This is a genomic window from Microbacterium sp. NPDC058389 (genome assembly GCF_042722305.1).
GTDB lineage: Bacteria > Actinomycetota > Actinomycetes > Actinomycetales > Microbacteriaceae > Microbacterium.
In genome coordinates this window covers 209540-235083 of record NZ_JBHXJQ010000002.1, presented here as the reverse complement: position 1 = coordinate 235083, position 25544 = coordinate 209540, and the positions used below count along the sequence as shown (strand labels likewise).

The 25544-nt window shown below is 65.2% G+C and carries 23 protein-coding genes; 8 read left to right on the top strand and 15 right to left on the bottom strand.

Translation table 11 applies throughout. The features are described from left to right. Positions 1-37: 37 nt before the first annotated feature. Genes ACFWJ8_RS03920 through ACFWJ8_RS03900 form a run of 5 tightly spaced genes read right to left on the bottom strand, consistent with a single transcriptional unit; the run spans position 38 to position 4665 of the window. Positions 38-742, bottom strand: a complete 705-nt coding sequence (locus ACFWJ8_RS03920; RefSeq protein ID WP_378809183.1) for an ABC transporter ATP-binding protein — start codon at positions 740-742, stop codon at positions 38-40. 2 nt (positions 743-744) lie between these two features. Then, a complete protein-coding gene (locus tag ACFWJ8_RS03915; protein WP_378809180.1) occupies positions 745-1536 on the bottom strand; it encodes an ABC transporter ATP-binding protein in 792 nt (263 codons plus the stop codon). After that, on the bottom strand, positions 1533-2792 hold the full coding sequence (locus ACFWJ8_RS03910) for an ABC transporter substrate-binding protein (RefSeq protein WP_378809177.1): 1260 nt from the start codon (positions 2790-2792) through the stop codon (positions 1533-1535). Before ACFWJ8_RS03910 ends, ACFWJ8_RS03915 begins: the two co-directional genes overlap by 4 nt. Before the next feature lie 59 nt (positions 2793-2851). Further along, positions 2852-3814 carry a branched-chain amino acid ABC transporter permease gene (locus ACFWJ8_RS03905; RefSeq protein WP_378809174.1) on the bottom strand — a complete coding sequence of 321 codons (963 nt, stop codon included), beginning with the start codon at positions 3812-3814 and terminating at the stop codon, positions 2852-2854. Next, a complete protein-coding gene (locus tag ACFWJ8_RS03900; RefSeq protein ID WP_378809171.1) occupies positions 3811-4665 on the bottom strand; it encodes a branched-chain amino acid ABC transporter permease in 855 nt (284 codons plus the stop codon). Before ACFWJ8_RS03900 ends, ACFWJ8_RS03905 begins: the two co-directional genes overlap by 4 nt. Before the next feature lie 236 nt (positions 4666-4901). Between ACFWJ8_RS03900 and ACFWJ8_RS03895 the strand changes: the two genes are divergently transcribed. The 4 genes from ACFWJ8_RS03895 (at position 4902) to ACFWJ8_RS03880 (ending at position 8785) form a co-directional block, all read left to right on the top strand. Continuing rightward, the gene (locus ACFWJ8_RS03895; RefSeq protein WP_378809168.1) at positions 4902-5507 is read left to right on the top strand and encodes a TetR/AcrR family transcriptional regulator; all 606 of its coding nucleotides are present in this window, start codon (positions 4902-4904) and stop codon (positions 5505-5507) included. Positions 5508-5553: 46 nt separating this feature from the next. Beyond that, entirely contained in the window at positions 5554-6276 is a 723-nt protein-coding gene (locus ACFWJ8_RS03890; RefSeq protein ID WP_378809165.1) for a helix-turn-helix domain-containing protein, read from the top strand. 233 nt (positions 6277-6509) lie between these two features. Beyond that, positions 6510-7874, top strand: a complete 1365-nt coding sequence (locus ACFWJ8_RS03885; protein WP_378809163.1) for a M24 family metallopeptidase — start codon at positions 6510-6512, stop codon at positions 7872-7874. Next, positions 7874-8785: an NAD(P)-dependent oxidoreductase gene (locus ACFWJ8_RS03880; RefSeq protein ID WP_378809160.1), complete on the top strand. Its 912-nt coding sequence runs from the start codon at positions 7874-7876 to the stop codon at positions 8783-8785. The genes ACFWJ8_RS03885 and ACFWJ8_RS03880 overlap by 1 nt, the downstream gene beginning before the upstream one ends. A 170-nt stretch (positions 8786-8955) precedes the next feature. Here ACFWJ8_RS03880 and ACFWJ8_RS03875 read toward each other — a convergent pair whose 3' ends face one another. After that, the gene (locus tag ACFWJ8_RS03875) at positions 8956-10032 is read right to left on the bottom strand and encodes a 1-aminocyclopropane-1-carboxylate deaminase/D-cysteine desulfhydrase (RefSeq protein ID WP_378809158.1); all 1077 of its coding nucleotides are present in this window, start codon (positions 10030-10032) and stop codon (positions 8956-8958) included. A 75-nt stretch (positions 10033-10107) separates the two neighbouring features. Between ACFWJ8_RS03875 and ACFWJ8_RS03870 the strand changes: the two genes are divergently transcribed. Further along, positions 10108-11010, top strand: coding sequence for a LysR family transcriptional regulator (locus tag ACFWJ8_RS03870; protein ID WP_378809155.1), 903 nt, complete (start codon positions 10108-10110; stop codon positions 11008-11010). 203 nt (positions 11011-11213) lie between these two features. Here the strand turns inward: ACFWJ8_RS03870 and ACFWJ8_RS03865 are convergent, their stop codons facing one another. From ACFWJ8_RS03865 to ACFWJ8_RS03840, 6 genes are all read right to left on the bottom strand, one after another. Beyond that, entirely contained in the window at positions 11214-12284 is a 1071-nt protein-coding gene (locus tag ACFWJ8_RS03865) for an ADP-ribosylglycohydrolase family protein (RefSeq protein ID WP_378809152.1), read from the bottom strand. Next, on the bottom strand, positions 12277-13275 hold the full coding sequence (locus ACFWJ8_RS03860) for a carbohydrate kinase family protein (RefSeq protein ID WP_378809149.1): 999 nt from the start codon (positions 13273-13275) through the stop codon (positions 12277-12279). The genes ACFWJ8_RS03865 and ACFWJ8_RS03860 overlap by 8 nt, the downstream gene beginning before the upstream one ends. A gap of 2 nt (positions 13276-13277) precedes the next feature. After that, the gene (locus ACFWJ8_RS03855; RefSeq protein WP_378809146.1) at positions 13278-14234 is read right to left on the bottom strand and encodes an ABC transporter permease; all 957 of its coding nucleotides are present in this window, start codon (positions 14232-14234) and stop codon (positions 13278-13280) included. Next, a complete protein-coding gene (locus ACFWJ8_RS03850; protein WP_378809143.1) occupies positions 14234-15127 on the bottom strand; it encodes an ABC transporter permease in 894 nt (297 codons plus the stop codon). The genes ACFWJ8_RS03855 and ACFWJ8_RS03850 overlap by 1 nt, the downstream gene beginning before the upstream one ends. Before the next feature lie 64 nt (positions 15128-15191). Beyond that, positions 15192-16727 (bottom strand): sugar ABC transporter ATP-binding protein, encoded by a 1536-nt coding sequence (locus ACFWJ8_RS03845; protein WP_378809141.1) that lies wholly within the window; start codon positions 16725-16727, stop codon positions 15192-15194. After that, positions 16711-17751 carry an autoinducer 2 ABC transporter substrate-binding protein gene (locus ACFWJ8_RS03840; protein ID WP_378809139.1) on the bottom strand — a complete coding sequence of 347 codons (1041 nt, stop codon included), beginning with the start codon at positions 17749-17751 and terminating at the stop codon, positions 16711-16713. The genes ACFWJ8_RS03845 and ACFWJ8_RS03840 overlap by 17 nt, the downstream gene beginning before the upstream one ends. Positions 17752-17884: 133 nt before the next feature. Between ACFWJ8_RS03840 and ACFWJ8_RS03835 the strand changes: the two genes are divergently transcribed. Continuing rightward, entirely contained in the window at positions 17885-18586 is a 702-nt protein-coding gene (locus ACFWJ8_RS03835) for a GntR family transcriptional regulator (RefSeq protein WP_378809137.1), read from the top strand. Between the two features lie 410 nt (positions 18587-18996). Here the strand turns inward: ACFWJ8_RS03835 and ACFWJ8_RS03830 are convergent, their stop codons facing one another. From ACFWJ8_RS03830 to ACFWJ8_RS03820, 3 genes are read right to left on the bottom strand one after another with little or no spacing between them, the layout of a single operon-like run. Continuing rightward, on the bottom strand, positions 18997-20379 hold the full coding sequence (locus tag ACFWJ8_RS03830; RefSeq protein ID WP_378809134.1) for an aldehyde dehydrogenase family protein: 1383 nt from the start codon (positions 20377-20379) through the stop codon (positions 18997-18999). 22 nt (positions 20380-20401) lie between these two features. Beyond that, positions 20402-21757: a dihydrolipoamide acetyltransferase family protein gene (locus ACFWJ8_RS03825; RefSeq protein WP_378809132.1), complete on the bottom strand. Its 1356-nt coding sequence runs from the start codon at positions 21755-21757 to the stop codon at positions 20402-20404. A gap of 2 nt (positions 21758-21759) precedes the next feature. After that, positions 21760-23937, bottom strand: coding sequence for a thiamine pyrophosphate-dependent enzyme (locus ACFWJ8_RS03820; protein ID WP_378809130.1), 2178 nt, complete (start codon positions 23935-23937; stop codon positions 21760-21762). 167 nt (positions 23938-24104) lie between these two features. Here ACFWJ8_RS03820 and ACFWJ8_RS03815 point away from each other — a divergent pair, with 167 nt between their 5' ends. Both ACFWJ8_RS03815 and ACFWJ8_RS03810 read left to right on the top strand, forming a co-directional pair. After that, positions 24105-24644 carry a VOC family protein gene (locus tag ACFWJ8_RS03815; RefSeq protein ID WP_378809128.1) on the top strand — a complete coding sequence of 180 codons (540 nt, stop codon included), beginning with the start codon at positions 24105-24107 and terminating at the stop codon, positions 24642-24644. A gap of 10 nt (positions 24645-24654) precedes the next feature. Then, entirely contained in the window at positions 24655-25311 is a 657-nt protein-coding gene (locus ACFWJ8_RS03810; RefSeq protein ID WP_378809126.1) for a GntR family transcriptional regulator, read from the top strand. Positions 25312-25544 lie beyond the last annotated feature (233 nt).

Sequence of the window (25544 nt, the reverse complement as noted above, 5' to 3'; positions counted from 1 at the left end):
CTCGCAGTTCCCGCTCGTCGGGAGCCGGTGGTCATGTTCAGACGCCCAGGCACTGGTGAATGGGGGTGGGGTCGGAAACCAGTTCGTCCTTGCTGCCAGCCCAGGCGATGGTGCCGTGTTCGCCCATGATCAGCACCCGATCGCTGAGTGCGAGCGCGAAGTCGACGTTCTGCTCAGCAACCAGGACTGCCATCCCGGAGTCGCGGAGGGTCTGCAGTCGCTCGGTGATCACTCTCAGCACGGCCGGTGCCAGGCCTTCCGACGGTTCGTCCATCAACAGCAGCCGTGGCCCGGACATCAAAGCACGCCCCGTTGCGAGCATCTGCTGCTCACCTCCGGAGAGGTGACGTGCGAACGACTTCTCTCGCTCCTCCAGTCGGGGGAACATGGAGTAGACGCGGTCGACTGTCCAGCCGTCCCGTCCGCGCGGGCGCGGCACGACCGTCAGGTTCTCCTTGACGCTGAGACTCCCGAAGACGTGCCGGCCCTGCGGTACCAGCGCGATGCCGGCCCGGTTGATGTCGTTGGGCGCCTTTCCGACCATCTCGACACCGTCGAACTCGATGGACCCGGCCGTGATGTTCGGGGGCGTCAGCCCGCTGAGAGCACGGAACAAGGTGGTCTTGCCCGTTCCGTTGCGTCCCAGCAGAGCTACCGACTCTCCGGCTTGGATGTCCAGCTCGATGCCGTCGAGCACACGTGCCGTCTTGTATCCGACATGGAGATCACGCACAGTCAGCACGATCAGTCCCTCCGTCCGAGGTAGACCGCCTGAACGGCGGGGTTGGCGCGGATCTCATCCGGTGTTCCGTAGGCCAGTGGCACGCCGTTGTCGAGGCAGAGCACCATCTCGGACAGATCCAGTGCGAGCGACATGTCGTGTTCGATGAGGATCACGCTCGTCTCGGCCGGGATCTGCTCGAGCAGGCCTCGCAGAATCGCTCGTTCGGTGACGGACAGACCGGCCGCGGGCTCGTCCAACAGCAGCAGCCGCGGATGGCGGACCAGGGCCATCGCGAGCTCGAGCTGTCGCTGTTCGCCGTGGGAGAGTTCGGCGACGCGGTCATCGAACCGGCCGCCGAGTCCCACCCGTTCCAGAATCGACTCGCACTCCTGCGCGAGGGTGTCCGCGCGACCGACCCGGTTCCAGGGATTCCAGACCTTGGCCGAGTGCACCTGCACCGCGAGCCTCACGTTCTCGAAAACGCTCAGCTGTGCGAAGAGGTTGGAGACCTGGAAGGTTCGGGAGACGCCACGCAGAGCGCGGGCACGCTCTCCCTTCCGCGTGACGTCCTCCCCGAACAGCTGGATCCGGCCGCTGCTGACATGGTGCTCGCCGGCGATGAGTCGGAACAGGGTGCTCTTGCCTGCACCGTTGGGTCCGATGACGGCCAACCGCCCACCGGGGCGGAGTTCTAGGTTGACCCCGTCGACCGCCGTGATCCCACCGAACCGCTTCGTGATGCCATCGAGTTGCAGCGCGAACGGGTGGCCTCCGACACGGGCGGAGGACGAGATGCTAGCGACGGCACTCACTTCCCCTGCCAATCCGGGGTGAAGGGCCCGTTCTCGATGACCTCGGTCGGGTCGAACGTCCAGAACTGACTGACGTCGTCGAAGGTCTTGATGGGGACATTCCACAGCTTGCCGTCGTCACGCTTGACGACCTCGCGGATGAACACGCGCCCGACGAGGTTGTTGTAGTCGTCGAAGGTGACCGGGCCCCACAGACTGTGCGAGAGATCCGCGGACTTGACCTGGTCGACGAAGTCCTGGCCGCTCACCTTCGTGTCCATGCCAGCCAGGGTCGCGGCGATGATCTGCGCGGTGGTGTACGCGCCGGCCGCGTAGGCGGACGGGATGACGCCGTACTTCTTCTCGAACCCGGTGACGAAGTCGGAGATGTCGGGGGCGCCTTCGGCGTACGGGGAGACCGAGTTCAGTCCGAGCGCGATGTCTCCCACGTCCTGCAGCGTGGCCTGGTCCAGGGTGCAGCAGTTCGTCAGGATCGGGATCTTCTTGAGCAGCCCGAAGTCAGATGCGGCGCGGAGGATGTTGGAGGCGTCGGTTCCGCCGGCGCTACCGATGAAGATCACGTCCGCGTCGGAGTTGAGCAGCTGGGTCGCGTACGAGCTGAAGTCGGCCGCGTCCGTGGGGTACCACAGCTGCTGGGTGACCTTGCCGCCCGCGGCAGTGAACGTCGACGAGAATCCGCCGCAGCTCTCCCACCCGAACGCGTAGTCGGCGCACAGCGTGGCGGCCGTCTTGTATCCCTGATCATGGGCCCACTGACCGCCCGGGAATGCCATCTGGCTGCCGCTGTAGATGCCGGTGCGAAGGACGAGCGGGTTGTGGCGCTGCTGGGTGAGCTCGTCGGCCGAGCCGAGCGTGAAGTTCGGCACGCCTTCCTGGACGAGGTAGTCGGCGACGGCGAGACCCTGGTTGGAAAGCAGCGGGCCGACGACCACGTCGACGTTCTCTTCCTTGACCAGTCGGACTGCCTTGTTCAGCGACGTGTCGGGGTCGCTGGCGTCGTCTTCGAGCTTGGTGACAACTTCGTACTTGCCGACCTTCGTGCCGTTCTGCTCCCAGTAGTAGTCCCAGCCCTGCTTGATGTCGGTGCCGATGGACGACACGAACCCGGTCATGGGGGCCAGCAGACCGATCTTGAAGGCGTTCTCAGGGTCAGCCCCGCCGTCGCCGCTGCCACCCGGTCCGGCGCAGCCGGCGAGGATGAGCAGCAGTGGAACGGCCGCCGCGAGGAGTGCTGTCCGCCTCTTGGTTGATCGCATTGTGGTGCCTTTCTGATGTGAGCTGCGACTCTGCAGCATGTGGTGAGGGAGGTTGCGGATCAGGAGGAGCTGTGGACGAGCTCGTGCTGGTCGGTTGTGGTGTGTCGGCGACGCTGGATCGCCTCACGGATGCGAGGAATCACCTTCCGCTGCGAGACGATGACGACAACAACGAACAGTGCGCCGAGCACGGTCTGCCATCTGTCGACGTAGGTGCTGAGGACCTGCTGAATCAAGACGACGATCGCCGCGCCGACCAGCGGTCCGAAAAGTCGCCCGGCACCGCCGAGAACGACCATGACCAGTGCGAGGGCGGAGGCTTCGAAACCGGAGAAGGTCGGGCTGATGAACTCGGTCTGCCAGACGAGGGTGACCCCCGCCAGTCCGGCGACGAGTCCCGACAGCAGCATCGCGACGAACTTCAGTGCTGAGTTGCTGTACCCGAGGCTCCGCATCCGCGATTCGCTGTCGCGCACACCCCGGAGGCTGAGGCCGAACGGGGAGGATGCCAGTTGGCGAAGGCTGAGCGTGATCAGCAGGAACACGACCAGAACGAACAGGTAGAACTGCCAGTCCTGCGAGATCCACTCCGGTCGACGCACGCCCGTCAGACCGTTGACGCCTCCGGTCACGGTGCTCCAGCGGTACGCGATCCCGTAGCAGACCATGCCGGCTGCGAGGGTGACCATCAGGAAGTAGACACCTGCGGTGCGCATGGAGATGAGTCCGTAGATCGCGGTGACACCGAGGGTGAGGCCCAGCGCGATCCCCAGCTGTGCGGGCAGATCCATCCCCTGCCGGGAAGCCCACGCCAGTCCGTACGCGGCCGCGCCGGCGATGCCGGCGTGGCCAAGCGAGAACAGTCCGGCGTTCCCGGCCAGGAGGTTCACGCTCGACGCGAGGATCGCAGAGGCGAGGATCAGGGTCGCGATGGTCACGTAGTACGTGGAGGAGACGAACGGCAGAACGACCGCGGCCGCCGCCAGCACCGCGAATGCGACGTATCGAACTGAGCGAGTCATGCGATCCTCCCCATGAGTCCCTGCGGCCGGAAGACGAGCACGAGTGCCATCGGCGCGAAGACGGTGAAGTACGAGAATTCGGGGAACCACGCCTTCGCGAACGAGTCGATGATTCCGATGAGCAGCGCGCCGACCGCGGCCCCGGGGATGCTGCCCATCCCGCCGATGATCACGACGACCATCGCGTAGAGCAGGATGTCCATGCCCGATGAAGGCGTGATGCTGAGCAGTCCGGACCCGATCGCGCCCGCAAGGCCCGCCAGCGCGGAGCCGAACACAAAGGCGCCGGTGAACACGCGGTCGATGTTGATGCCGACCGCCGCGGTCATCTCTCGGTCATCCACGCCGGCGCGGACGATAGCGCCGATTCGCGTGTAGCGCTGGAGGACGAAGATCCCCACGCCGATGACGATGGTCACGGCGATGATGAACAGGCGATAGGTCGGGTAGCCGAACTCCCCCACGACGACCGCACCGCTAGGAGCGCCGCCCAGTCCGATCGACTTCGGGTTGCCGCCGAAGATGGCGAGCATCAGGTCAGCGATGATGAACGACACACCGATGGTCACCAGCACCTCGGGCATCTCCTGCCCTCTGACCTGACGCAGCAGGCCACGCTCGACCACCAGTCCGACGACGGCGCTGGCGATCGCACCGACGAGAAGCCCCAGCCAGAAGTTCTGGGTCACCGCGACAGCACTGACCGCAACGTACGCGCCGACCAGGTAGAACCCGCCATGGGCGAGGTTCGAGATACGCATCAGCCCGAAAACCAGGGTGAACCCGCTCGCGACCAGGAACAGCAGCGCGCCGAACGTCACCCCGTTCAGGAGCATTTGTAGGACGACCACTCGCTTACCACCTCTCTGTGGCCGGGAAATCTCTGCGCGTACCGTGTGGCTCCGCGCTCTCTACTGTTGTAGAGACCAAAGTGTTCAGTGTCAAGTCTGATTGAACACTTCTCACGATTCTGTTTCAAGAGATCGCACAGATTCGCCCCGAGGGGCGTAGATTCTGGCTAACCTTCAGGCAGGACGACTAGAGGGCATTGCAGCTGCTAGTCCGCACGGTGGTGAATGGAGCCCGGGTGTCGAAGCCGATCGACCACGAGCGTCGCCGCGCTGAGATCATTCAGGCGACGTGGACGCTGGTCGCGCGTGGGGGCTTCCAAGCAGCGACGATGAGGGAGATCGCTGCGGAGGCGGGCTTCGCCAACGGCGCCCTGAAGACATACTTCGCTGACAAGGACGAACTGCTCGCCGCCGCGTTCCAACGAACCTTCTTCTGCATCAACGAACGCGCGGCTCACGCCATCGGGGATCGCACTGGACTGGCGGCGGTGCACCTGCTCGCACTGGAGATGCTCCCGCTGGACGACACACGGCGGACAGAAGCGCGTGTCATGGTCGCGTTCTGGGACCGTGCGGCACACCGCAAACCGCTGATGAAGGTCCACACCGACTCGCTTGCGATCTGGCGGAAGTGGATGGCGGACCAGGTTGAACTCGACCGGCGTGCAGGACGCCTGGGAACCAGCGTGCGCATCGCCGACTTTGTCGATGAGGTGCTCTTCCTCACGACGGGGATGCGGGCACTCAGCGCACTCGCGCCGACGTTGGGCGCGAACTCATTCCCCATCGAACAACTCGAACGCTCCATTGCTCGCCTCACAGGAAGCGCAGGTACGACATGACTCATTCAGTAGGTGCACTCGCTGATACCGTCATGGGACTCAACTCGTGGACGGGAAGCTGCAGATGAAACTGGACATCGGACGCACACTGCGTGTGGCCCGGGAGGAGAAGAAGCTCAGTCTCCGCAGCGTCGCATCCGCCGTTGGCGTCTCCCCGAGCCTGCTGTCCCAGGTCGAAACGGGCAAGGCCCAACCCTCGGTGGGGACCCTGTACGCATTGGTCAATCACCTCGGACTCTCGCTCGACGCGATGATGCGCGGGGACACCGAGGCGGCTCCCGCGATCGCAGCTCCAACGCTGCCGGCACCGACCGCGAGTGCGCCCAGCTACGACGCCGCGATGCGCGGAAACACCGTCCAGCGCGCCGGCGAGAACCCGATCATCGAGATGCAGAACGGTGTGACCTGGGAGCGGCTCGCCGTCGGCGGCTACTCCTTTGTCGACCCGCTTCTGGTGACCTACGCGCCCGGAGCGTCGAGCGGGATCGATGACAAGCTGATGCGTCACGCGGGAATCGAGTTCGGTTACATCCTCGAGGGAGAACTGACGCTCCAGCTCGAGTTCGACACGTTCACGATCGGGGAAGGCGACTCGTTCTGCTTCAGCAGCGAGCGTCCCCATCTGTTCGTGAACCGCTCCACAGCCCCTGCGAAGGGCATGTGGTTCGTGGTGGGTCGACGCGAGCCCGCGGCGACCGACGGCAACGCCCCGCTCGACGCTCTTGCCCTGCTCGATGTGCTGCGGAACAACGGCATCACTCTCGCCTGAGCATCCCAGTACGGCTTCACGTCGCCATCACCGGCACGCCTTCGGAGCATCCGTTCCGACGTGGGCGCTGTCGTGCCTTTCGTCGCCTTCAAAACGTACAGTGTTGTCAAACGCCGTTGCGTTGTACTGTTTAATGACAACAAACACGATTACCCGTGTTGCATCGGGGACCTCGAGTCGTCCGATGCCCTGCGACGACGGAGGACAGTATGAGCACCGCCACACTCGGAACGATGGCAGTCGACTGGGAGCAGCGCGTCGACTTCGACCGACTGCGCCGGGAACGTCTTGCACGACTTCGCGCCGAGCTTGACCGCTCCGAGCTCGGCGCCCTGCTCGCGTTCGACTTCTCGAACATCCGATACATGACCGCCACCCACATCGGCACCTGGGCGATGGACAAGCTGATCCGGTTCAGCCTGATCACGCGCAACTCTGATCCGATCTCGTGGGACTTCGGCTCAGCGGCCAAGCACCATCAGCAGCGCAACCCGTGGCTCAACGAGACCACGATGGAACTGGATGCCCACCCGCATGCCCCCCACCACGGCGCCGTCCGCCCGCGCGAAGAGGGCGGCGCGCGTGCCGGCATCTCGATCCTGCGTGGCGCCTTCCACCCCCAGTCCGGCGTGGCGGAGAAGGTCGCCGCGAAGATCAAGCGGGAGTTGGAGAAGTTCGGCCTGGCGAACGAACCGCTGGGTGTCGACCTCATCGAACTGCCGATCCTGTTCGCACTGCAGGCGGAGGGGATCACGGTCGTCGACGGGCAGCAGGCGTTCATGGAGGCACGCCGAATCAAGACCGGCGATGAGATCTCCCTGCTCACGCAGGCAGCATCGATGGTCGACGCCGCGTACGAGGACCTCTACGAGTTCCTGCGCCCCGGAGTACGCGAGAACGAAGCTGTCGGACTCGTCTCCAACAAGCTGTACTCGCTCGGCTCCGAGTACGTCGAGGGCGTGAACGCCATCTCCGGCGAGCGCTGCTCCCCGCACCCGCACGTGTACTCCGACCGGCTCATCCGCCCCGGCGACCCGGCATTCTTCGACATCCTGCACAGCTTCAACGGCTACCGAACCTGCTACTACCGCACGTTCGCGGTCGGCTCGGCCAGTCGCGCCCAGAGGGACGCCTACACGCGGGCACGCGAGTACATGGATCGGGCGATCGCGCTGGTCCGGCCCGGTGCTACCACCGCGGACATCTGCGCGGTGTGGCCGGCAGCGCAGGAGTTCGGCTTCCCCGACGAGGAAGCGGCGTTCGCGCTGCAGTACGGGCACGGCGTGGGCCTGTCGATCTGGGAGAAGCCGATCTTCTCCCGCCTGGTCTCGTTCGAGCACCCCGAGGTCCTCGAGGAGGGCATGGTGTTCGCGCTCGAGACGTACTGGCCGGCAGCGGACGGGTGGGGTGCCGCGCGCATCGAAGAAGAAGTCGTCGTGACCAAGGACGGCTGCCAGGTCATCACCAAGTTCCCGGCGGAGAGTCTGATGGTCGCCGGTGGACAGCGATACTTCACCGTCGACGGACCGATGAACCTGCTGCGCGACTCCCAGTCCCACCTCAACACGGCGGCAGGACGCGGCGAGGAGCAGGCTTGATGACCACCGAGGTAGCCGTCGTCGGCCTCGGCAAGATGGGTGTCGCTCTCGCAGAGCGACTGCTTGCAGCCGGCCACAACGTGCGGGTCTGGAACCGGAGTCCGGGTAGAGCGGACCACCTTGTGTCCCGCGGCGCCATCGCAGTGGAGACACTCGCGGATGCTGCGCGTGCGGACATCCTCATCTCCAGCGTGCTCGACGACACTGCGCTGGCGTCGCTGCACGGGACGGACGGTCTTCTCGCAGGACCGCACCGTCCCCAGGTGTGGATCGACTGCACGACGGTGTCACCTTCGGCGGCGATCGCCGCAGCATCCGCGGCGGCCGCCTCCGGGGTTGCGTTCGTCAGCGCGCCCGTCAGCGGGAACCCCGATGTTGTGCGTTCGGGGTCTGCGATCTTCGCCCTCTCAGGCGACGACCCGGACGCCGTGGCACGCTGCGCCGAGATCCTCCAGGACGTCGGCCGCGCCAGCTACGTTGTCGGGACCGGTGCGGCCGCGGCCATGGTGAAGCTGTGCACCAACGCGGTGCTCGGCATCACCATGCAAGCCCTCGCGGAGATCGCGGTCCTGGGAGAACGGGCTGGCGTTGATCGCGGCGGCCTGATGGCCTTCATCAACGACAGCGCGATCGGCTCCCCGTTCACGAGGTACAAGACGAACGCCGTCGCATCCCTTGACCTGTTCCCCACCTTCAGTCCCGAAGGCATGCGCAAGGATCTGCGACTGGCAGTTGATGCCGGCCGAGCTCTCAATGTGCCCGCGCCGCTGATCTCCGCCGTGGAAGTCGAGTTCTCACGTCTGGTCGCGTCGGGGCTCGGCTCGGGCCTGGACTTCGCGTCGCTGATTCTCCAAGTCGCCCGCGACGCCGGGGTGGAGTTGCACAGTTCGACCATGCCTGTCCCCGCCTAGCCCCAGTCGATTACTCGCCAGGTCTGGCCGACGCTACGTCCCGTGCGTACCACCGGTATGCACGGGACGTTGGCGTTGATGCCCGGACGGCGGAGTGGACCACCTGTACGCGAGATTGGGTGACTCAGCGATAGGTCGTGGGTGTGGCGTCGAGCCAAGGCTCGGCTTGCTCAGCTCGCGATCGGGCCGACCACCGTGGGGATCTCGAACAGGTTGCCGGTGTCACCGGTGTGCACGAATATGACGTTGCTGCCATCAGGAATCCGTCCTGTCCGAGCGTGTTCGAGCAGTCCCGCGAAGCCCTTTCCGGTGTAGACCGGGCCGACAAAGATGCCTTCGGCGCGGGCCAGTTCGCGGATCGCTGCCGTGCTCTCGTCGGATGCGACGGCGTACTCCTCGCCGATGAAGCGCTGGTCGATGTCGATCTCGGCAAGGATGCTGGCCGTGTCGGGTACCGGCGCGCCCAACGCCGACAACACGACCTTGGTGCGTTCGGCGACGACGCCGGCGTTCATCCGGTCGTTTTCAGTGAGTCTCTGGATGGCGATCGAGCGGATCTTCGCCGGGTGCCCGAGGGCCAGCTTTGCGGCGAGCAACCCTGGAAGCGCGGTGCCTGTACCGATCGTGTGGTAGACGTAGTCGATTTCGACTCCGGCAGTGTCGGCCTGTTCGAGCATCTCCACGAAGGTCAGCACGTGTGCGATGAACCCGTCGGGGTGGGCACCGCCGGTGCCGACGACAAGGACTGTGTGTCCTTCTGCCTCCAACTCTGCCTTGCGTGCCTCGATCACTCCGGTGATTCGCGCTGCGTCCTCCCGGGCATGCCACTCATTGCCGTGGACGTTGATGACGTGGGTTTCAACGCCCATGGTCTTGTTGAGCAGGTAGTTGCCACGAAGCTCACTGAGCTCTCCGTGCCGCGGCACGTTCCGTGCCAGGACGAGAATCGGCGTGATCCCCGCGTTCAGGCAGGCGGCAGCGAACTGCAGACCTGAGTTGGTCAGGTGGGCCCCCTGGGTGATGACGTGGGTCACGCCCGCTTCCAGCGCTCTACCCAGGATGAATTCGGCAAGGCGCATCTTGCTCCCGCTGATCGCGCTCGGTCCCGCCAGATCCTCACGCTTTAGGAAGAAGTCGATGCCGTACGCGCGAGACAGGTTAGAGAGCGCATGGAACGGGGTGGGGTAGAACCCGACGTGATGCCGAGGGAGCCTGCTGATCGCCGTGCGGATGTGCGTGATGTCCATGTATCCAGCGTCGGGCCGACATCACATAAGCACAAGCGATGATATCTTCTCGATCGATAAGCTACGCTGATTCTCATGACCTGGTTGTTCGACCCGCGTCACCTCCTGACTCTGCGGGCTGTTGCCCGACTTCGCTCGTTCGCCGCAGCTGCCGAGGAGCTTGGTTACACCCAGTCCGCGGTCTCGCAGCAGATCGCCGAACTGGAAAAGCGCGTTGGCGCCCGCGTGGTCAATCGACGACCAGTTCTCACGACCGAAGCCGGACAGGCACTCCTCGATGCAGAGGCTGAGATCAGCGCGTCCATGAGCCGGGTGGCTACCGAGCTCGCCGCCCTTGCGGAAGGGGTCGGCGGCCGAGTGCGCTTGGGGGCGTTCATCTCTGCTGCGACGTCGATCGTGCCGCCCGCTCTCGCCCGACTGCGGGCAGCGCATCCAGGGGTGCAGATCATCCTTCGCGAGCTAGAGCAGAGCGAGACCCACGCCCGGTTGCTTCAAGGCGATATCGATCTGGCCGTCACGTTCGACTACGAGCATGCTCCGCGGCCGGTGCCAGCGGGACTTGTCCAGGAACACCTCATGGACGACCCGATCATGGTCGTCGTGCCTGCCACCCACCCTCTGGCCGGAGCAGAGAGCGTGACGTTGAAGGATTTCCCATCGGATGCCTGGATCAATACAGCCGTTGACTACCGAGATCTGGCAGCTTCACCGATGATCGGTGACCGCGGAAGCGGGCATCGCCTCGACTTCAACGGAATGGACTTCCGCACCGCACTCAACCTTGTTGGGGCAGGGCTCGGCGTTGCGCTGTTGCCGCGGCTGTTGCTCTGGGACGCTCCGAAGGGCGTAGCTGCCCTCCCCCTGCGGCAGCCGACGATCGTCCGCCGCCTGTACACCTGCCGGCTGGACACTCGAGGAGTGCCCGCGTCGATCAAGCGGCTGGAGACATACCTGCGGGAGACGGCGGCCGACTTCTGATTCGCGCGACAGGCCAGACGCGAAGGTGCGCCGACAGATGCACACGCAGCCTTTCAGATACGAAAAGGAACGGCGGCCCGAAGACAAGGAAGACGGCCGCCAGCCGCGCGATCAATGGGGCTTGCAGCCCCGGTGACCCGAGACCGGATCGAAGAATCGGTTGGCGCTGGGGAGCACACGCGAAGCCCCCCAGCGCCCCGACATCAGCTCACGACTTCGTACAGGCGCTTTGCGACGTCGGCGATGTCGATCGGGTTGGCCTCAAGAACCTGCGCGTACTTGTCGCTCGGCACAGCCCCAAAGCCTGCGAACGCACCGGCCATCGAACCGGCCATGCACGCGACGGTGTCGGTGTCGTCGCCGGCATTCGCGGCGGCCTGGACCGTGAGCCACGGGTCGCCTGCGGCAGCCACGAAGAACCCAAGGGCGGCAGGGACCGCCTCCGCCGCAGGGAGGCCCGTCCCGATCTCTGCGGCGATACGTGTCACCAGTCGATCCTGGTCACGCTCGACGATCGCGATCTCTGCGGCACGCTTCGCGCGCTCATACACGCTCGGCGCCGGAACCTCACGGCCGAACTCACGACCGAGTCGCTCGCCCTCCAGCGCAGCCCACAGGAACGCGTCCACCACATCGGTGACAGTCGCATCGTCGACGAGCGCAGCCGCCACACCACCGGCAACCGCTGCCGCGCCGGCGACGCCCACAGAGGTGAAGTGACTCGGCCGGGCGGTCACCAAAGCAGCCTGCACCGCCGCGGCAACATCCCCGGGGTGAGCGAGCCCAGCAGCACCGGCACGCATCGCGGCACCGTTGCTGGCACCGGTAGTTGCCTCGTCACCGGCGGCGCCGATCGTTTCAGGGTCGGCACCCTCCTTCAGTGCTGCGACTGCACGCCGCGTGGTCGGGCCGGCGAAGTGCGGGAAGTAGTCAGTGTTCGTCGACCACTCGAGGATCATGTCGGCCACATCACGCGCGGTGATCGCCGTCCGCGTGCGGATAAACACTTCGGACAGCATCAGCAACTGGCTGCTGTCGTCGGTGATCTGCGCCGCGCGGCGGCCCTTGGAGTAAGGCGAGTCCGGAAGAGGCTTGTGGAACTCCGTCACCGGGCCGTCGAAAAGCGCACGAATCTGCGCGATGCTTCGAGTCTCGGTCGGAGCACCGAGCGCGTCGCCGATCACCGCGGTGGCGAGCGAACCGAGAATCTTGTCCTCGAGGCGAGTGAAGCGGCCAGGGTCGGTCTGCGGGGTCGTGACGTGCAGCTCAGTCATGGATATCTCCTCTTTGTTGTGAGTCGTGTTCGTGTGGCCATCCCGGCAGTCCGCCAGGACGGGACCCCAGGTGGCCGACGGTGCGTCCCGCGTGCGCGGCTGCTGCCGTCAGCGCAGTGCTGACATCACGGCCGCCAAGCATCGCGGCGACAACGGTGCCGGCAAATGCGTCGCCTGCACCGGTGGTGTCAACTACTCGTGAAACAGGGGCGCTCGGGTGTGACCAGGCAGAGACCGTCCCGTCGGCTCCGGACGCGCCCAGCAGCGCACCCTCGGAGCCTCGGGTAAGCACCACAACGTGATGCACGGTGTTGCTCAGCAGCTGGGCCAGTGCAGTCCGATCATCGGTGGCGCCGGTGAGAGCCTGGGCTGCGCCGGAATTCAGGATCGCGATGTCAGCCAGTTCGATGAGGGTCCGTGCCCCGAGTGGGTTCTCCTCGACGAAGCTTCCTTCGACGTCGACGCTGGTACCCGCCCCGGCTGCTTTCGCGCGCCGAATGAGGTCATCCGAGTTCGGGACGTCTGCCAGCACGTGCAGCCAACGGCTCGCCGCGAGCATCTCGGGGCTGACGTTGTCAGCATCCGGAAGCGACGCCGGTGTGCGGCCGCCCAGGAGGCTCTTCTCACCGTCGCCGGCGATTGCCACCGCGCACCACCAGGTGAGCTCGCCCGTCATGACTTCGACGTGCTCGGTGGCGACGCCCGCATTGGCGAGGGCGAGGGTGCAACCGACGCCAAACGCATCGCCACCCACTCGGGAGATGAGCGAGACGCGAAGCGACGGCTCGGCGTGACTGGCGGCCACGGCGAAGTTCGCGCCCATGCCGCCGGGGTGAATGCCCATGCTCTGTCCGATGGCTTTTGCGTCTCGGCCAGGTTGCGTGTCGACGGCGACCATCAGGTCGATACCGGTGTCGCCGACGACGAGCAGGTCGACGGGCCGGCTGCCTTGCGGCTTCGTCGAGGGAATCAGTGCGCTCAGTGTCGACATGATCAGGTCCGCTGCTTCCGTACACGAAGGGTGTCGATCAGCACGCTGACGATGAGCACCGCACCCAGAAGGCCGATCTGCCAGGTGTTGCTGACGCCGGCGAGCTGCAATCCCGAGTTGAGAACGACGACCAGGACGAGTCCGAGGAAGGTGCCGGACACGCGGCCGATGCCGCCCGTGATGACGATGCCGCCGAGCACCGCAATCGTGATCGACTGCAGCTCCATGCCTGATCCCGCCGCCGCTTTGGCGTTCAGCAGCCATGATGCGTTGACGACGGCTGCGACGCCGGCCAGGGCACCCGAGGCGATGTACAGTCCGGCGCGGGTCGCGCGCACGTTCACACCGGTGAGCAAGGCAGCCTGCGCGTTGTTTCCGGTCTCGTAGATCCGTCGTCCCACCGGAGTGCGAGACAGGATGATCGCTGCGATCACGTAGGCAGGCAGGAGCACGAGGACCACCTGGGTGGGGAACCCTGCGATCTTGCTCTGCCCGAGGAACGCGAAGCCCGACCGGTCGAACCCGTTGATGTCGATCCCATTGGTGAGCACGAGCGCCGCGGATGCGAACAGGTACAGCGTGGCAATGGTGGCGATGAGCGGCGGGATGCGCAGCACGGTGATGAGCATCGCGTTAACCGCACCCAGCAGCGCACCCGCCCCGATGGCACCGAGCGCAGCGACCCACGGGTCCAACCCGACGTTCACCGCCAGCAACCCGAAAACCACTCCCGACAGGCTCATGGTGGATCCGACCGATAGGTCGATCCCACCGCCACCGCCGAGGATGACGATGCTCTGCCCGAGCGCGAGCAGTCCGATAACCGCACCGTATTGCGTCATCGACAGCAGGTTGTCGGGACGAAGGAAGTAAGGTGACAGCAAACTCATCACGATGACCGCGACGACGATGAGCAGCGCCAGGGAGACCCGACGGTCGCTCCAAGGGATAGACCTCATCAGGCGAGACCTCTCAGGAGGGGACGGTTGGCCTTACGGGCGGCGAGCACGTCGATGGCCACGGCCAGGATGATCGTGGTGCCCACCATCAGGCCGTTCCACAGTGGTGGCACGCCCGCGAGCACAATTCCGTTCTGGAGTACAACGATGAACACAAGGCCGCCGAGGGTCCGCAGAACGGAGCCCTCGCCGCCGAGGATCGAGGTGCCGCCGACAACGACCGCAGCGATCGCGAGCAGTGTGAGCTCATTGCCGCTGGAGGCCTGTACGACCCCGACCCGACCGACGTAGATGAGACCGGCAAGTCCGACGAGCACCCCGATGGCGAGGTAACTCAGGAACTGCAGGCGGTTGACACGGATTCCTGACAGGCGAGCCGCCTCAGGGTTCGATCCGGTGGCGTACAGCTCCCGGCCGGCGGGGCGCCGGCGCATGAACCAGGCGAGGAGGGCGTAGACGACGAGGACGAGCGCGACGACCATGGGAACGCCAACCACCCGTTCGCCGGAGAAGATCGGAGCGATCGGCGCTGCGAACAGATCGTTGCTGTTCCACAACGCGAACAGCGCGGTCTGGAAGATCGCCGCGGTTCCCAGCGTGGCAATGATCGGCGGCACTTTGCCGAACGTGATGAGGCTGCCGTTGATCGCGCCAAGGAGCGCACCGACCCCGAGCGCAGCCGGAATCACAACAACCGCGGGAAGGCCGGAACTGCTGAGCTTGGCGACAGTCCACGCCACGATGCCGACCGCGAACCCGGTGGAGACGTCGATCCCGCCGAGGATCACCACGAGCGTGACGCCCGCCGCGACCAGGGCCAGGTCCGCGGCGTTGTACGCGATGTTTGCGAGGTTCTCGGGTGTGAAGAACCGAGGGGACAGCAGCGAGAACACGATGAGTTCTACCAGGAGCAGCACCGGCAGCAACGCCAGCTGGATGCGGCGGAGAGAGCGCGGATTACTCACCGGTGCTCACCGCCGCGCCGACGGCTGCGCGAAGCACAGCATCCTCTGTTGCCTGCTCTCGGGAGTATGAGGCGGTCATGCGGCCTTCTCTTAGAACATGGACTTGATCGGATAGTGCGAGCAGCTCGGGCAGCTCGCTGCTGATCACAAGCACGGCGACTCCGGTCGCGGCAAGGTCTCGGATGTCGCGATGGATCTCGGCCTTGGTGGCGACGTCGATACCTCGAGTCGGCTCGTCCAGGATCAGCAGCTTCGGCTCGGTGGCGACTGCGCGTGCGAGCAGCGTCTTTTGCTGGTTACCGCCGGACAGGGTCAGGATGCCTGCGCGGCTGGTCGCGGTCTTGATCGAGAACCGTGAGATCCACGTCGCAACGAATCCCTGCTCTTTCGCGACCCGGATGAGTCCGGTCGTCGCGATCTTCTCGTGTGTTGAAGCGGTGAGGTTCTCCGTCACGTTCATGAACGGGAACACGCCCTGGGTTTTCCGATCTTCAGGCACGTAGGCCACGCCGTGCCGCAGCGCGTCGTGCGTACTGCGGGGCAAGTACGGGCGCCCTGTGAGCGTCATCGATCCGGACGTCAGTTTCGTGGCACCGAAGATGGTCAGCGCGACCTCACTGCGTCCAGCTCCGACCAGCCCGTAAAGGCCCGTGATGCGGCCGGGGAACACATCCAATGAAATGTCCGAGAACTGGCCGTCGACGGTGAGACGGTCCACATGCAGCGTCGGCTCAGTGCCCTCCGGCAGCGGTGGCCGGTCCTCCGCCGCCAGGGGCGCCAGCGCGGCCCCGGAGCGACCGCCCATCATGCGAAGAAGCGGCTCCTGAGCAGGATCGTCCGTCTCGCCCACATACTTGCCGTCCCGGAGAACGATGAACCGGTCGCCCAGACGATCGAGCTCATCGAAGCGGTGAGTGATCGACACCACCGAGGTTCCCGACTCGATCAGCGTGTCCACGATGTCGAACAGGCGGTCCGACTCTGCCCGCGTGAGGATCGACGTCGGTTCATCGAGGATGAGGATGCGGGCATCAACGCGCACGGCCCTCGCGATGAGTACCTGCTGCTGCTCACCCAACGAGAGTTCGCCCATCTTGCGGTCCAGGAGCTTCTCCGGCAGATTCAGCCGTCGCAGCAGCGCGAGCGCTTCCGTACGCATCGTCCGGGTGTCCACCGACCCCAGCCGGGTTCGCGGCAGCTGACCCATGAACAGGTTCTCGAGCACGGAGAGGTGCGCGAAGAACGCCGGCTCCTGGTAGACGGTGGACACGCCGAGAGCCAGAGCAGCATGCGGGTCAGCTGGGGCGTACGGCTCCCCGTTGAGGGTCATGGACCCTTCGTCGGGGGTGTACACCCCGGCCAGCAACTTCATGAGCGTGGACTTGCCGGCGCCGTTCTCGCCCATGACAGCGAGGCGTTCAGCGCGACGGATCTGGAGGGAGACATCGTCAAGGGCGACGACGGCACCAAATCTCTTCGATACCCCGCGGACTTCGAGCAGAGGAGACGAGTCAGAAGTCGAAGTCATCGACATTCTCCTCGGTGAACACGGTCGGCGTTCCCAGCAGCAGCGTCTTGGTCGCGTCGTCGTAACGGACCGGCTCGTCAAGCCCCGGCACGTCGTTCTCGGCGGCGAACTCCTTGCCGTCGAGAACCTGAACAAGTGCCCAGACGGTGAGGTAGCCGAGGTCGTCGACGTTCCACAGAACGCTGGACTTCATGACGCCAGACTTGATGAATGGAGCGACCGTCTTCGGGCTTCCAAACCCGGTCACCGCTACCTTGCCGGCTTTACCGGCGTTCTGAACGGCCTGTGCGACACCGGGTACTGCGGTCGAAGGCACCGCGATGATGCCCGCCAGGTCGGGATAGGCGGTCAGCAGGTCCTGGGCTTCACGGAGCGCCTCGGCGCTGTCCGCGGTGTGACGGATGCCGCCAACCAACTCCATGTCGGGGTAGTCGGAAAGCTGGTGGTCGACGGCTGCCTGGGACCACGAGTTGAAGGTGGCGACGTCGGCTGCGCCCGAAACAATGGCGTACTGCCCCTTGCCGCCGGCCTGCTCGGCAATCTGGTCCATGGCAGTCTGCCCGAGTTCTTCGTCGCTGGCCTGAGAGACGAACACCGTGCGCTTGCTGTTTGGTGCGTCGGCGTCCGACGTGATCACCGACAGACCTGCGGAGGAAGCAGCGGCGATCGATCCGTCCATGGAGGTCGGGTCCAGCGGAGAGATTGCGATGCCGTCATAGCCCTGCGCAACCAGACCATCGACGATGCGCTTCTGCTCGGCGGAGTCAGCCTTAGCCGGACCCGCCTGGGTGTACGAGACGCCGAGTTCCTTGGCCGCCTTCTCCGCCCCCGATTTGAAGCCAGAGAAGTAGGGGATGCCCTCAACCTGCGAGACGAACGCGATGCGCGTGCCGTCACCGCCCCCGGCGGTGGCGCCCGCCGATGTAGACGAGTCTGGAGCCGAACAGCCTGCGAGAAGCCCGAGCGCAGTGAGCATGGCGGCGGCGGCGACAGCTGTGCGACGGAAGGTGTTGCGTCGTTGCATGGTCTCTTCTCTTCGTTGAATCGGGTAAGCGCTCGACTTGTATCGTGTGGGTCAGTGCGAGCGTGTGATGGAGCCTACCATCTTGTTGGTACAACTTGAAGAGATGTAGGAACATTTTGACTTGGATGCGACGATGAAGCCGGCCTACCAGCAGATTGCGGACCAGCTACGCGGCGAGATCGCCAGCGGCCGATGGAAGGCGGGCGAACGCCTTCCCGGCGAGCTTGAACTCGTCGAGATGTTCGGTGTCAGCCGAAACACGATCCGGCAGGCGCTTACTGTGCTGACGCAGGTGAATCTGCTGCGCAAACAGCGCGGCTCGGGGACCTATGTCAGCGAGCAAGGGATGACTCATACCCTCGGTGATCTGCGCAGCTTCACCGAGGTGATGCGGGATCTCGGCCTGCGCCCCGGCATTCGTGACATCAGCATCGAACTCGACCCATCGCCGCCGCTGAACGCCATCGACTTTCTGCCGGGCGCCCACATCTGGCGTGTAACCCGGGTCCGTTTGAATGACGATCGCCCGTTCTGCCTGATGGTGTCATGGGTTCCCGACGAGATCGGTGCGCAGCTGCGCGTGGAAGATCTCGCCAGAACTCAATCGCTGTACGCGCGACTTTCGGAGCTTGGCATTTACTTGAAGGAAGCAAGCGAGAAGATTCGCGCTGAAGCGGCGACCGCCTCTCAGGCGAGCGCGCTCGGTGTCCCGGAAGGGTCACCACTCCTGACGATCAACCGATGGACGAGCGATAGCGCCGGACGGCCTGTGGAGTACGTGTCCAGCTCGTCCCCCGGCGACCGGTACGAATACTTTGTGAAGCTCACTCAGTAGCGACGTCGCTCGTGTCCGAGTGAGCGGTCACCGGTCCCCGGCCGCGATGACGGCCCATCATCATCCGCGGGTGCCGCTCAGCGCAGCCACCCTCCATCGTGTTGACGGTGACCAGTGGCGCCAAGAACTGCGCCGGCGTAGCCCGGGTCAAAGGTGAAGCAGCACTGCCCGACTAGCCGCGTCGACGGTGCCAACCGGTATGTGAAGGACGACGCGTACGCCAACCTCGGCACTGCTTGTCGTGGATCGAGGATGTACCCCGGTTCGAAGCCGGGGTTGTGCTGGCGAGGTCCGTCGGGCGCGGATGGCAGCGCTCAAGTCCCGACGGTCGCGCAGCGTTCCTGGCGCCTCACTCGCTATGGAGCGGGTGACGCGCCGCGTGCCGTCGGCCAAGCTTTGGCTGCGTCCGTTCAGGCCACCCACACGGTCTTCAGGTTGCAGAATTCCCGGATTCCCTCCATCGAGAGTTCGCGGCCGTACCCGGACCGCTTGATGCCGCCGAACGGCAGTTCCGGGTAGGAGATCGTCATCCCGTTGACGAAGATCGCGCCGGACTCGATCTCGCGCTCTGCTCGGGAGATCTCCTCGGGGTCGTTGCTCCAGAACGCGGCTCCGAGCCCAAACGGACTGTCATTGGCGACGGTGATGGCCTCCTCCAGCGACGACACGCGGTAGAGCGATGCCACGGGCCCGAAGGCTTCCTCCTGATGGAGACGCATGTCGGGGGTGATGTCCGCGATGACGGTCGGTTGGTAATACCAACCGGTACTCCGATCACCGCGACTGCCGCCAGTGAGGATTGCCGCGCCCTTGCCGCGCGCATCGTCGACGAGCTGTTCGAGGTCAGCACGGCCCGCTTCAGTGGCCAGCGGCCCGATCTGAGTCTCGAGGACTGCCGGGTCGCCCACCACGAGTGCTGCCATCCGCTCTGCGAGCAGCGAGGCGAACTCGTCGTAGACGGCCTCGTGAATGATGAACCGCTTCGCGTTGATGCACGCCTGCCCGTTGTTGGCAGTCCGCGCGGCCACCGCCACTAGGACGGCGGACCCGATGTGTGCCGACGGCATCACGATGAAGGGGTCCGACCCTCCCAGTTCGAGGACGGACTTCTTGAGGACGTCACCCGCTGTTGCGCCCACGGCACGACCCGCTGCCTCCGAGCCAGTGAGGGTTACGGCGGCGATGCGCGGATCACGGATCACCGCTTCGACACGACGGGAACCGATCAGCAGCGACGAGAAGGCGCCCTGCGGGAAGCCCGCGCGCGTGAACAGCTCGCCGATGTACACCGCCGTCTGCGGAACGTTCGAGGCGTGCTTGAGCAGTCCGGCGTTGCCGGCCATCAGGGCGGGCGCGGCGAAGCGGACGACCTGCCAGATGGGGTAGTTCCAGGGCATGACGGCAAGCACGACACCAAGAGGGTCGAATCGTGTGCGCGCCGCTGACGCGGACACGGCCGCCGGGTCCGCGAGCTCACGACCGGTGAGGAACTCCTCCGCGTGATCGGCGTAGAACCGCATGCCGTACGCGGATTTCGTCACTTCGGCACGCGACTGTGCGAGGGGCTTGCCCATCTCGAGGGTGATCAAGGCGGCGACATCATCGATTTCGGATTCGATGAGATCGGCGGCAGCTCTCAGCAACCGGGCACGATCGTCGAAACTCAGCTCAGCGAGCAGCGGTACCGCCGCCGCGGCGGCGGCGAGCCTGCTCTCGACGAACTCGTCCGAGTCCTCTTCAAAGGCGGCGATTTCAGCGCCCGTTGAAGGGTCGATGCTGCGAATAGTGGTCATGACGTCTCTCTGGTGGGGTCGTTCAGATCAGGATGCTGAAGGGGTTCTCGATGCGCCGCTGGAACGCGGCAAGCCACTCGGCGGCGACGGCGCCGTCGAGGACGCGGTGGTCCGCGGACAGAGTGGCGGTCATCACCTGCCCGACTGTGAGCGTCCCGTCACTGGCCACGACAGGCATCGGGCGTGCGGCGCCGACGGCGAGAATGCCCGACTGCGGTGGGTTGAGGATGGCGGCGAACTGGCTCGTCCCGTACATCCCAAGGTTGGATACCGAGAAGCTGCCGCCCTCCAGCTCGTGCTGCTTGAGACGACCCTCACGGCCGCGCGCAGCAAGCTCGGCCACGGTCGCGCTGATCTCACTCAGCGACAGTCGTTCCACCTCACGCAGGACGGGGGTGGTCAGCCCACCCTCGGTAGCGACGGCGACAGAGATGTCGACAGAACTGAACCGGCGGATGCTGTCGCCGTTCCAGATCGCATTGGCGGCTGGCACGTCGACGAGAGCGCCGGCGACTGCCTTGAGCACGAAGTCGTTCACCGAGATCTTGCGGGGCGCAGTCTGGTTCACAGTGCCTCGCAGCTCGAGGAGCGCGTCGACTCGGCAGTCCGCAACCAGGTAGAAGTGCGGAACTGTCGACTTGCTCTCGGTGAGGCGACGAGCGATCGCCTTTCGCATCCGGTCGAGAGGCACGTCCTCAAATGCCGACGTCGGCACCGATGCCGGAGCCGGTGAAGCAACGGCGGTCGGTGGTCCGCTCGGAGCGATCGTCGGCGCCGGAGCGTCGGCTGTTGGCCGGGATGTCTCACGCTCGGCGAGATGCCGCTCCAGATCTCGACGCACGATTCGTCCCTGCGGTCCCGTGCCGCGGACATCGGTCAGTTCGACGCCCGCGCCCGCCGCCAACCTGCGCACGAGGGGACTCGCGAACAGGCGACGTCCACCATCCGCGATATCGGAGGGCGCTTCGAGCTCCGTCGCTGTGGGCTGGGTTGGCGCGGCAGGCGCGGAGACTGCTGCCGCCTGGTTTGCGGCGGGTGGTGCCGATGCGGCCGGCGGGGCGGGTTCGACAGGCGGGGCCGCGTCGGCGGTTCCGATCCCGGCGGCTGCGAGCGCAGGGCCGATCGCCTCCGGTCCCTCCCCCTCGGCAAGAAGCACCAGGATGGGCTCCCCCACGGAGACATTGTCGCCCTCCGCGACCAGCAGTCGCCCGATCGTCCCGGCGGATTCGGCGCTGAGCTCGACGATTGCCTTGTCGGTCTCGATCTCGGCGAGTCCTTGGCTGACCGTGACTGCGGTGCCCTCGCCGACAAGCCAGGTCTGGATGGCCGCCTCTGTTGCCCCGGCGAGGACTTCTGGCATGCGAATGACTTCAGCCATGATCAGGCTCCGAATCCTGCGCGCACGGCTTCGAGGCCGATCGCCACTTCTTCTGTCCGGGCGATCGCTGCACGCTCGAGCACCTTGGAGATGCTCGGCGAAGCTTCCTGCCCGGTGACGCGTGCAATCGGCTGGTCGAGCCAGTCGAAGTAGCGACGCTGAATCTCGTCGGCCAGCCACGCGCCGTAGGATGTGCCCTGGGCACCCTGTTCGACGATGAGAACGGCGTTGGTCTTCTTGATGCTCTCGCCGATGGTCTCCCAGTCGATGGATGCGCGATCCAGCCAGCGCAGATCGATCAGGTCGGCATCGATTCCGGTCTGTTCGATCGCTTCTCGCGCGTGACCGACCATCGAAAGGTAGGTGATGACGGTGACTTCCGACCCGGTCCGCACCAGCGCGGCGCGTCCGGGCGGGATGATGTAGTCGAGGTCACCCGTCGGGACCTGGTCTGCTTGCCCGTACAGGTCGACGTGCTCGATCACGAGGACGGGGTCTTCCAGTGCCAGTGCGGCGTTCATCAGGCCGACGTAGTCGGTGGCGTTGGATGCGGCGACGATGCGCCATCCCGGGTTGGTCGCGAAGATCCCGGCCGGGTCCATCAGATGCTGGGAACCGTACCCGGATCCCATCGCTACCTTTGTGCGCAGCACGAGCGGGACCGGGTTGTCGCCGCCGAACATGTGGCGGGCTTTCCCGATCTGGTTGAAGACCTGGTCGGCGGCGACCCACATGAAGTCGGGGTACATGAACTCGACCACGGGGCGGAACCGGCCGTCGAGGGCGAGTCCACCGGCAAGTCCCGTGAAGGCGTTCTCGCTGATCGGTGTCCCCAGCACCCGCTCCTCGCCGAAGCGCTTGGTCAGCCCCTTTGTCGCGCCGTTGGTGCCGCCGTTGAGGCGGTGCACGTCCTCCCCCATCACGACGATTCGCTCATCCACATCCATGCGTCGCTCCATCACTTGTGCGACCGCGTCGACGAACTTGATCGGTCGGGGTTCGGTGACCGCACCAAGGACGGGCAGTCCCTGCAGTTCGCTGGCGTCCCCGCGCACGCCGACGTTGACGAAACTGGTCTCGGGCCACAGTCCGGGCTTGATGCGGCGCTTACCCGGGTTGTCGGGGTCTGCCTCGATCAGCTCGTCAACCGCGTCCGCCATCGCCCGCTGCACCCTTGCCCGCAGCTGCGCCACCTGGTCTTCGTCGCTGAGCCCTCGCTCCTGCATCCGTTTTGCGATCAGCTCCAGCGGATCCCGCTCCCGCCACGACGCTTCCTCGTCCTTGCTGCGATATCCGAAGGCGCTCCCCGGATACGGGCCGTTCTGGTGAAAGAACCGGTACACCTCAGCTTCGATGACCGTGGGCCCAGCACCCGATCGCATCCGCTCAGCGGCCTCTTCCAGGGCGAGGTACACCGCCAGCGGGTCCATGCCATCCACTCGCCACGACGGGATGCCGAAGCCCTGCCCGCGGACCGAGAAGCGAGGATCGGCGGTGATCTCGTCGGCACGCGTCGACACCGCATACAGGTTGTTCTCGATGAAGAACGACACCGGCAGCTTCCATGCCGCGGCAAGGTTCATGGCTTCCAGCACTGAGCCGATCTGCGCGGCACCGTCACCGAGATAGTTGATCGTCAGATCAGTGGTGCCGCTGTGCTTCTGAGCCCAGGCGTTGCCCGTGGCCATGGGCGCCCCGCCACCGACGATGGCGTTGGTTCCCAGCGCGCCGGCTTCGAACCACTGCAGATGCATGGAGCCGCCGCGGCCACGGCAGTAACCCTGCGCGAGACCGAGGATCTCGGCCAGTGTCCGCTGCAAAACCTCCTGGATCGTGGTGTCGACCGGGTTGGCCGGGTCGATCACGCCACCGGAGACGTGGGTGAGCGCCTTTGCCAAGAACTGGTGGTGCCCACGATGAGATCCGTTGACACCGTCCGCCGACCGCAGGCCGACGATGGAACCCACCGCGCCACCCTCCTGCCCGATGCTGGAGTGAGCTGGGCCATGCACCAGACCCTCACCAGCCAGTTCGAGCACTGTCTCCTCGAACGCGCGGATCAGGTGCATTTGGGCGAGCATCGTCCCGAGCAGCGCCGGGTCGGCAGCATCCCAATCCGCCTTGGTGGTGGAGAGCTCGAACCAGTCCACCCCGGTCTGCAGACGCTTCTTCTTCGGCATCTTCGCCTCAACTCCCTAGAACGGCCGGCTTCACCGGTCGATCAGCATGCTAGGCCAGGATTTTATCCAATACAAGCGGGGACTGGACGCATTGCCCTACTTTTCTCATCAATGACTAAAGAATGGGATACAATCTAGGCAGATGGCGGTGCCGACGAGGAGGTCGAATGAGCACTCAGCGAGGGATCCCAGGCATACGGGGGACGGACCACATCGGGTTCACCGTCCCGGATCTCGACGAGGCCCACGCGTTCTTGGTAGACGTCCTCGGCTGTGACGAGGTCTACACGCTCGACGCCAAGCGGTCCGATGACGACGACTGGATGCAGACGCATCTGGGTGTGCATCCGCGGACCGTGATCAGGGAGATCCGGTTCTACCGGCTCGGCAACGGCGCCAACTTCGAGGTCTTTCTGTACCGGGCAGCGGACCATCAACGCGTCCAGCCCCGCAACAGCGACATCGGCGGCTATCACATCGCGTTCTACGTCGACGATCTGGATGCCGCAGTGCAGTATCTGCGTGACAAGGACGTCGATGTGATGGGCGAGCCCACCGCAAGCCGACAGTCGGCAACAGGTCAACGCTGGATCTACTTCCGCAGTCCCTGGGGCCTGCAGTTCGAACTCGTAAGCTTCCCAGAAGGCAAGGCCTACGAGCAGAACGCACCACGCCTTCTGTGGCACCCAGGCCACCCGGAGCGATGAGGCGATCAACGTGACAATCAGGGCGACCCATGGCGGAACCGGTGCGGCAATCGCCTCCACCCTTCGCGACGAGATCCTCGCCGGCACCTATTCCCCGGGCGAACGCATTCGCCAGGACGAGCTCGCGGACCGGCATGGGGCCAGCCGGCTGCCCGTGCGCGACGCGCTACGCATCCTCGAGTCCGAAGGTCTGGTCAGCCTGGTCGCGAACACGGGCGCGTGGGTATCGCAGCTCAGCATGACGGAGTGCGACGAGATGTACCGCATGCGGGAACGACTGGAACCGCTGCTGCTGAGCATGAACGTGCCCCACATCACCACCGACGATGCGGACGGGCTCGAGCTTCTCGCGGAAGCGATGGAGAACGCCACGGATGTCGAACGATTCCTTCGCCTCGACAGGGAGTTCCACCTTTCGTGCCTGCAGGCCGTGGAAACCAGCGTGCTCGGCTCAACCGTCCTCAACCTGTGGAACCGAACGCAGCACTACCGGCGCGCTGCGACGCGCCTGTTCTACCTCGAAGAGGACCGCAGCGTCCACCACGACCATCACCTGATCGTCAACGCGATCAGGCTCGGTGACGCTGATGAAGCAGAGCAGGTCCTCTCCAGGCACATCCGTCGCAGCCGGTTAGAGCTCTCCCGTCACCCAGAAGTGTTCCAATGACCGTCAATTCGGTCAGCCGACCACCATTCACCGACTCGAAGTACACCCGGGGCGGTACCAAACGCTCCCCCTGTACACAGTGCGGCTCGTTCCGACGCCATCACTGCGCCTGGTGCCTGGGTTGTCCGGATGGTCACCTGCGGGAGTGTCTGACCAACTACGCGCACAGCCTGGTGGTCTGAACAAGCGGCCCCATTGCCAGTCGCGCTGCGGCGGTCCGCGCGCGAGCAGGC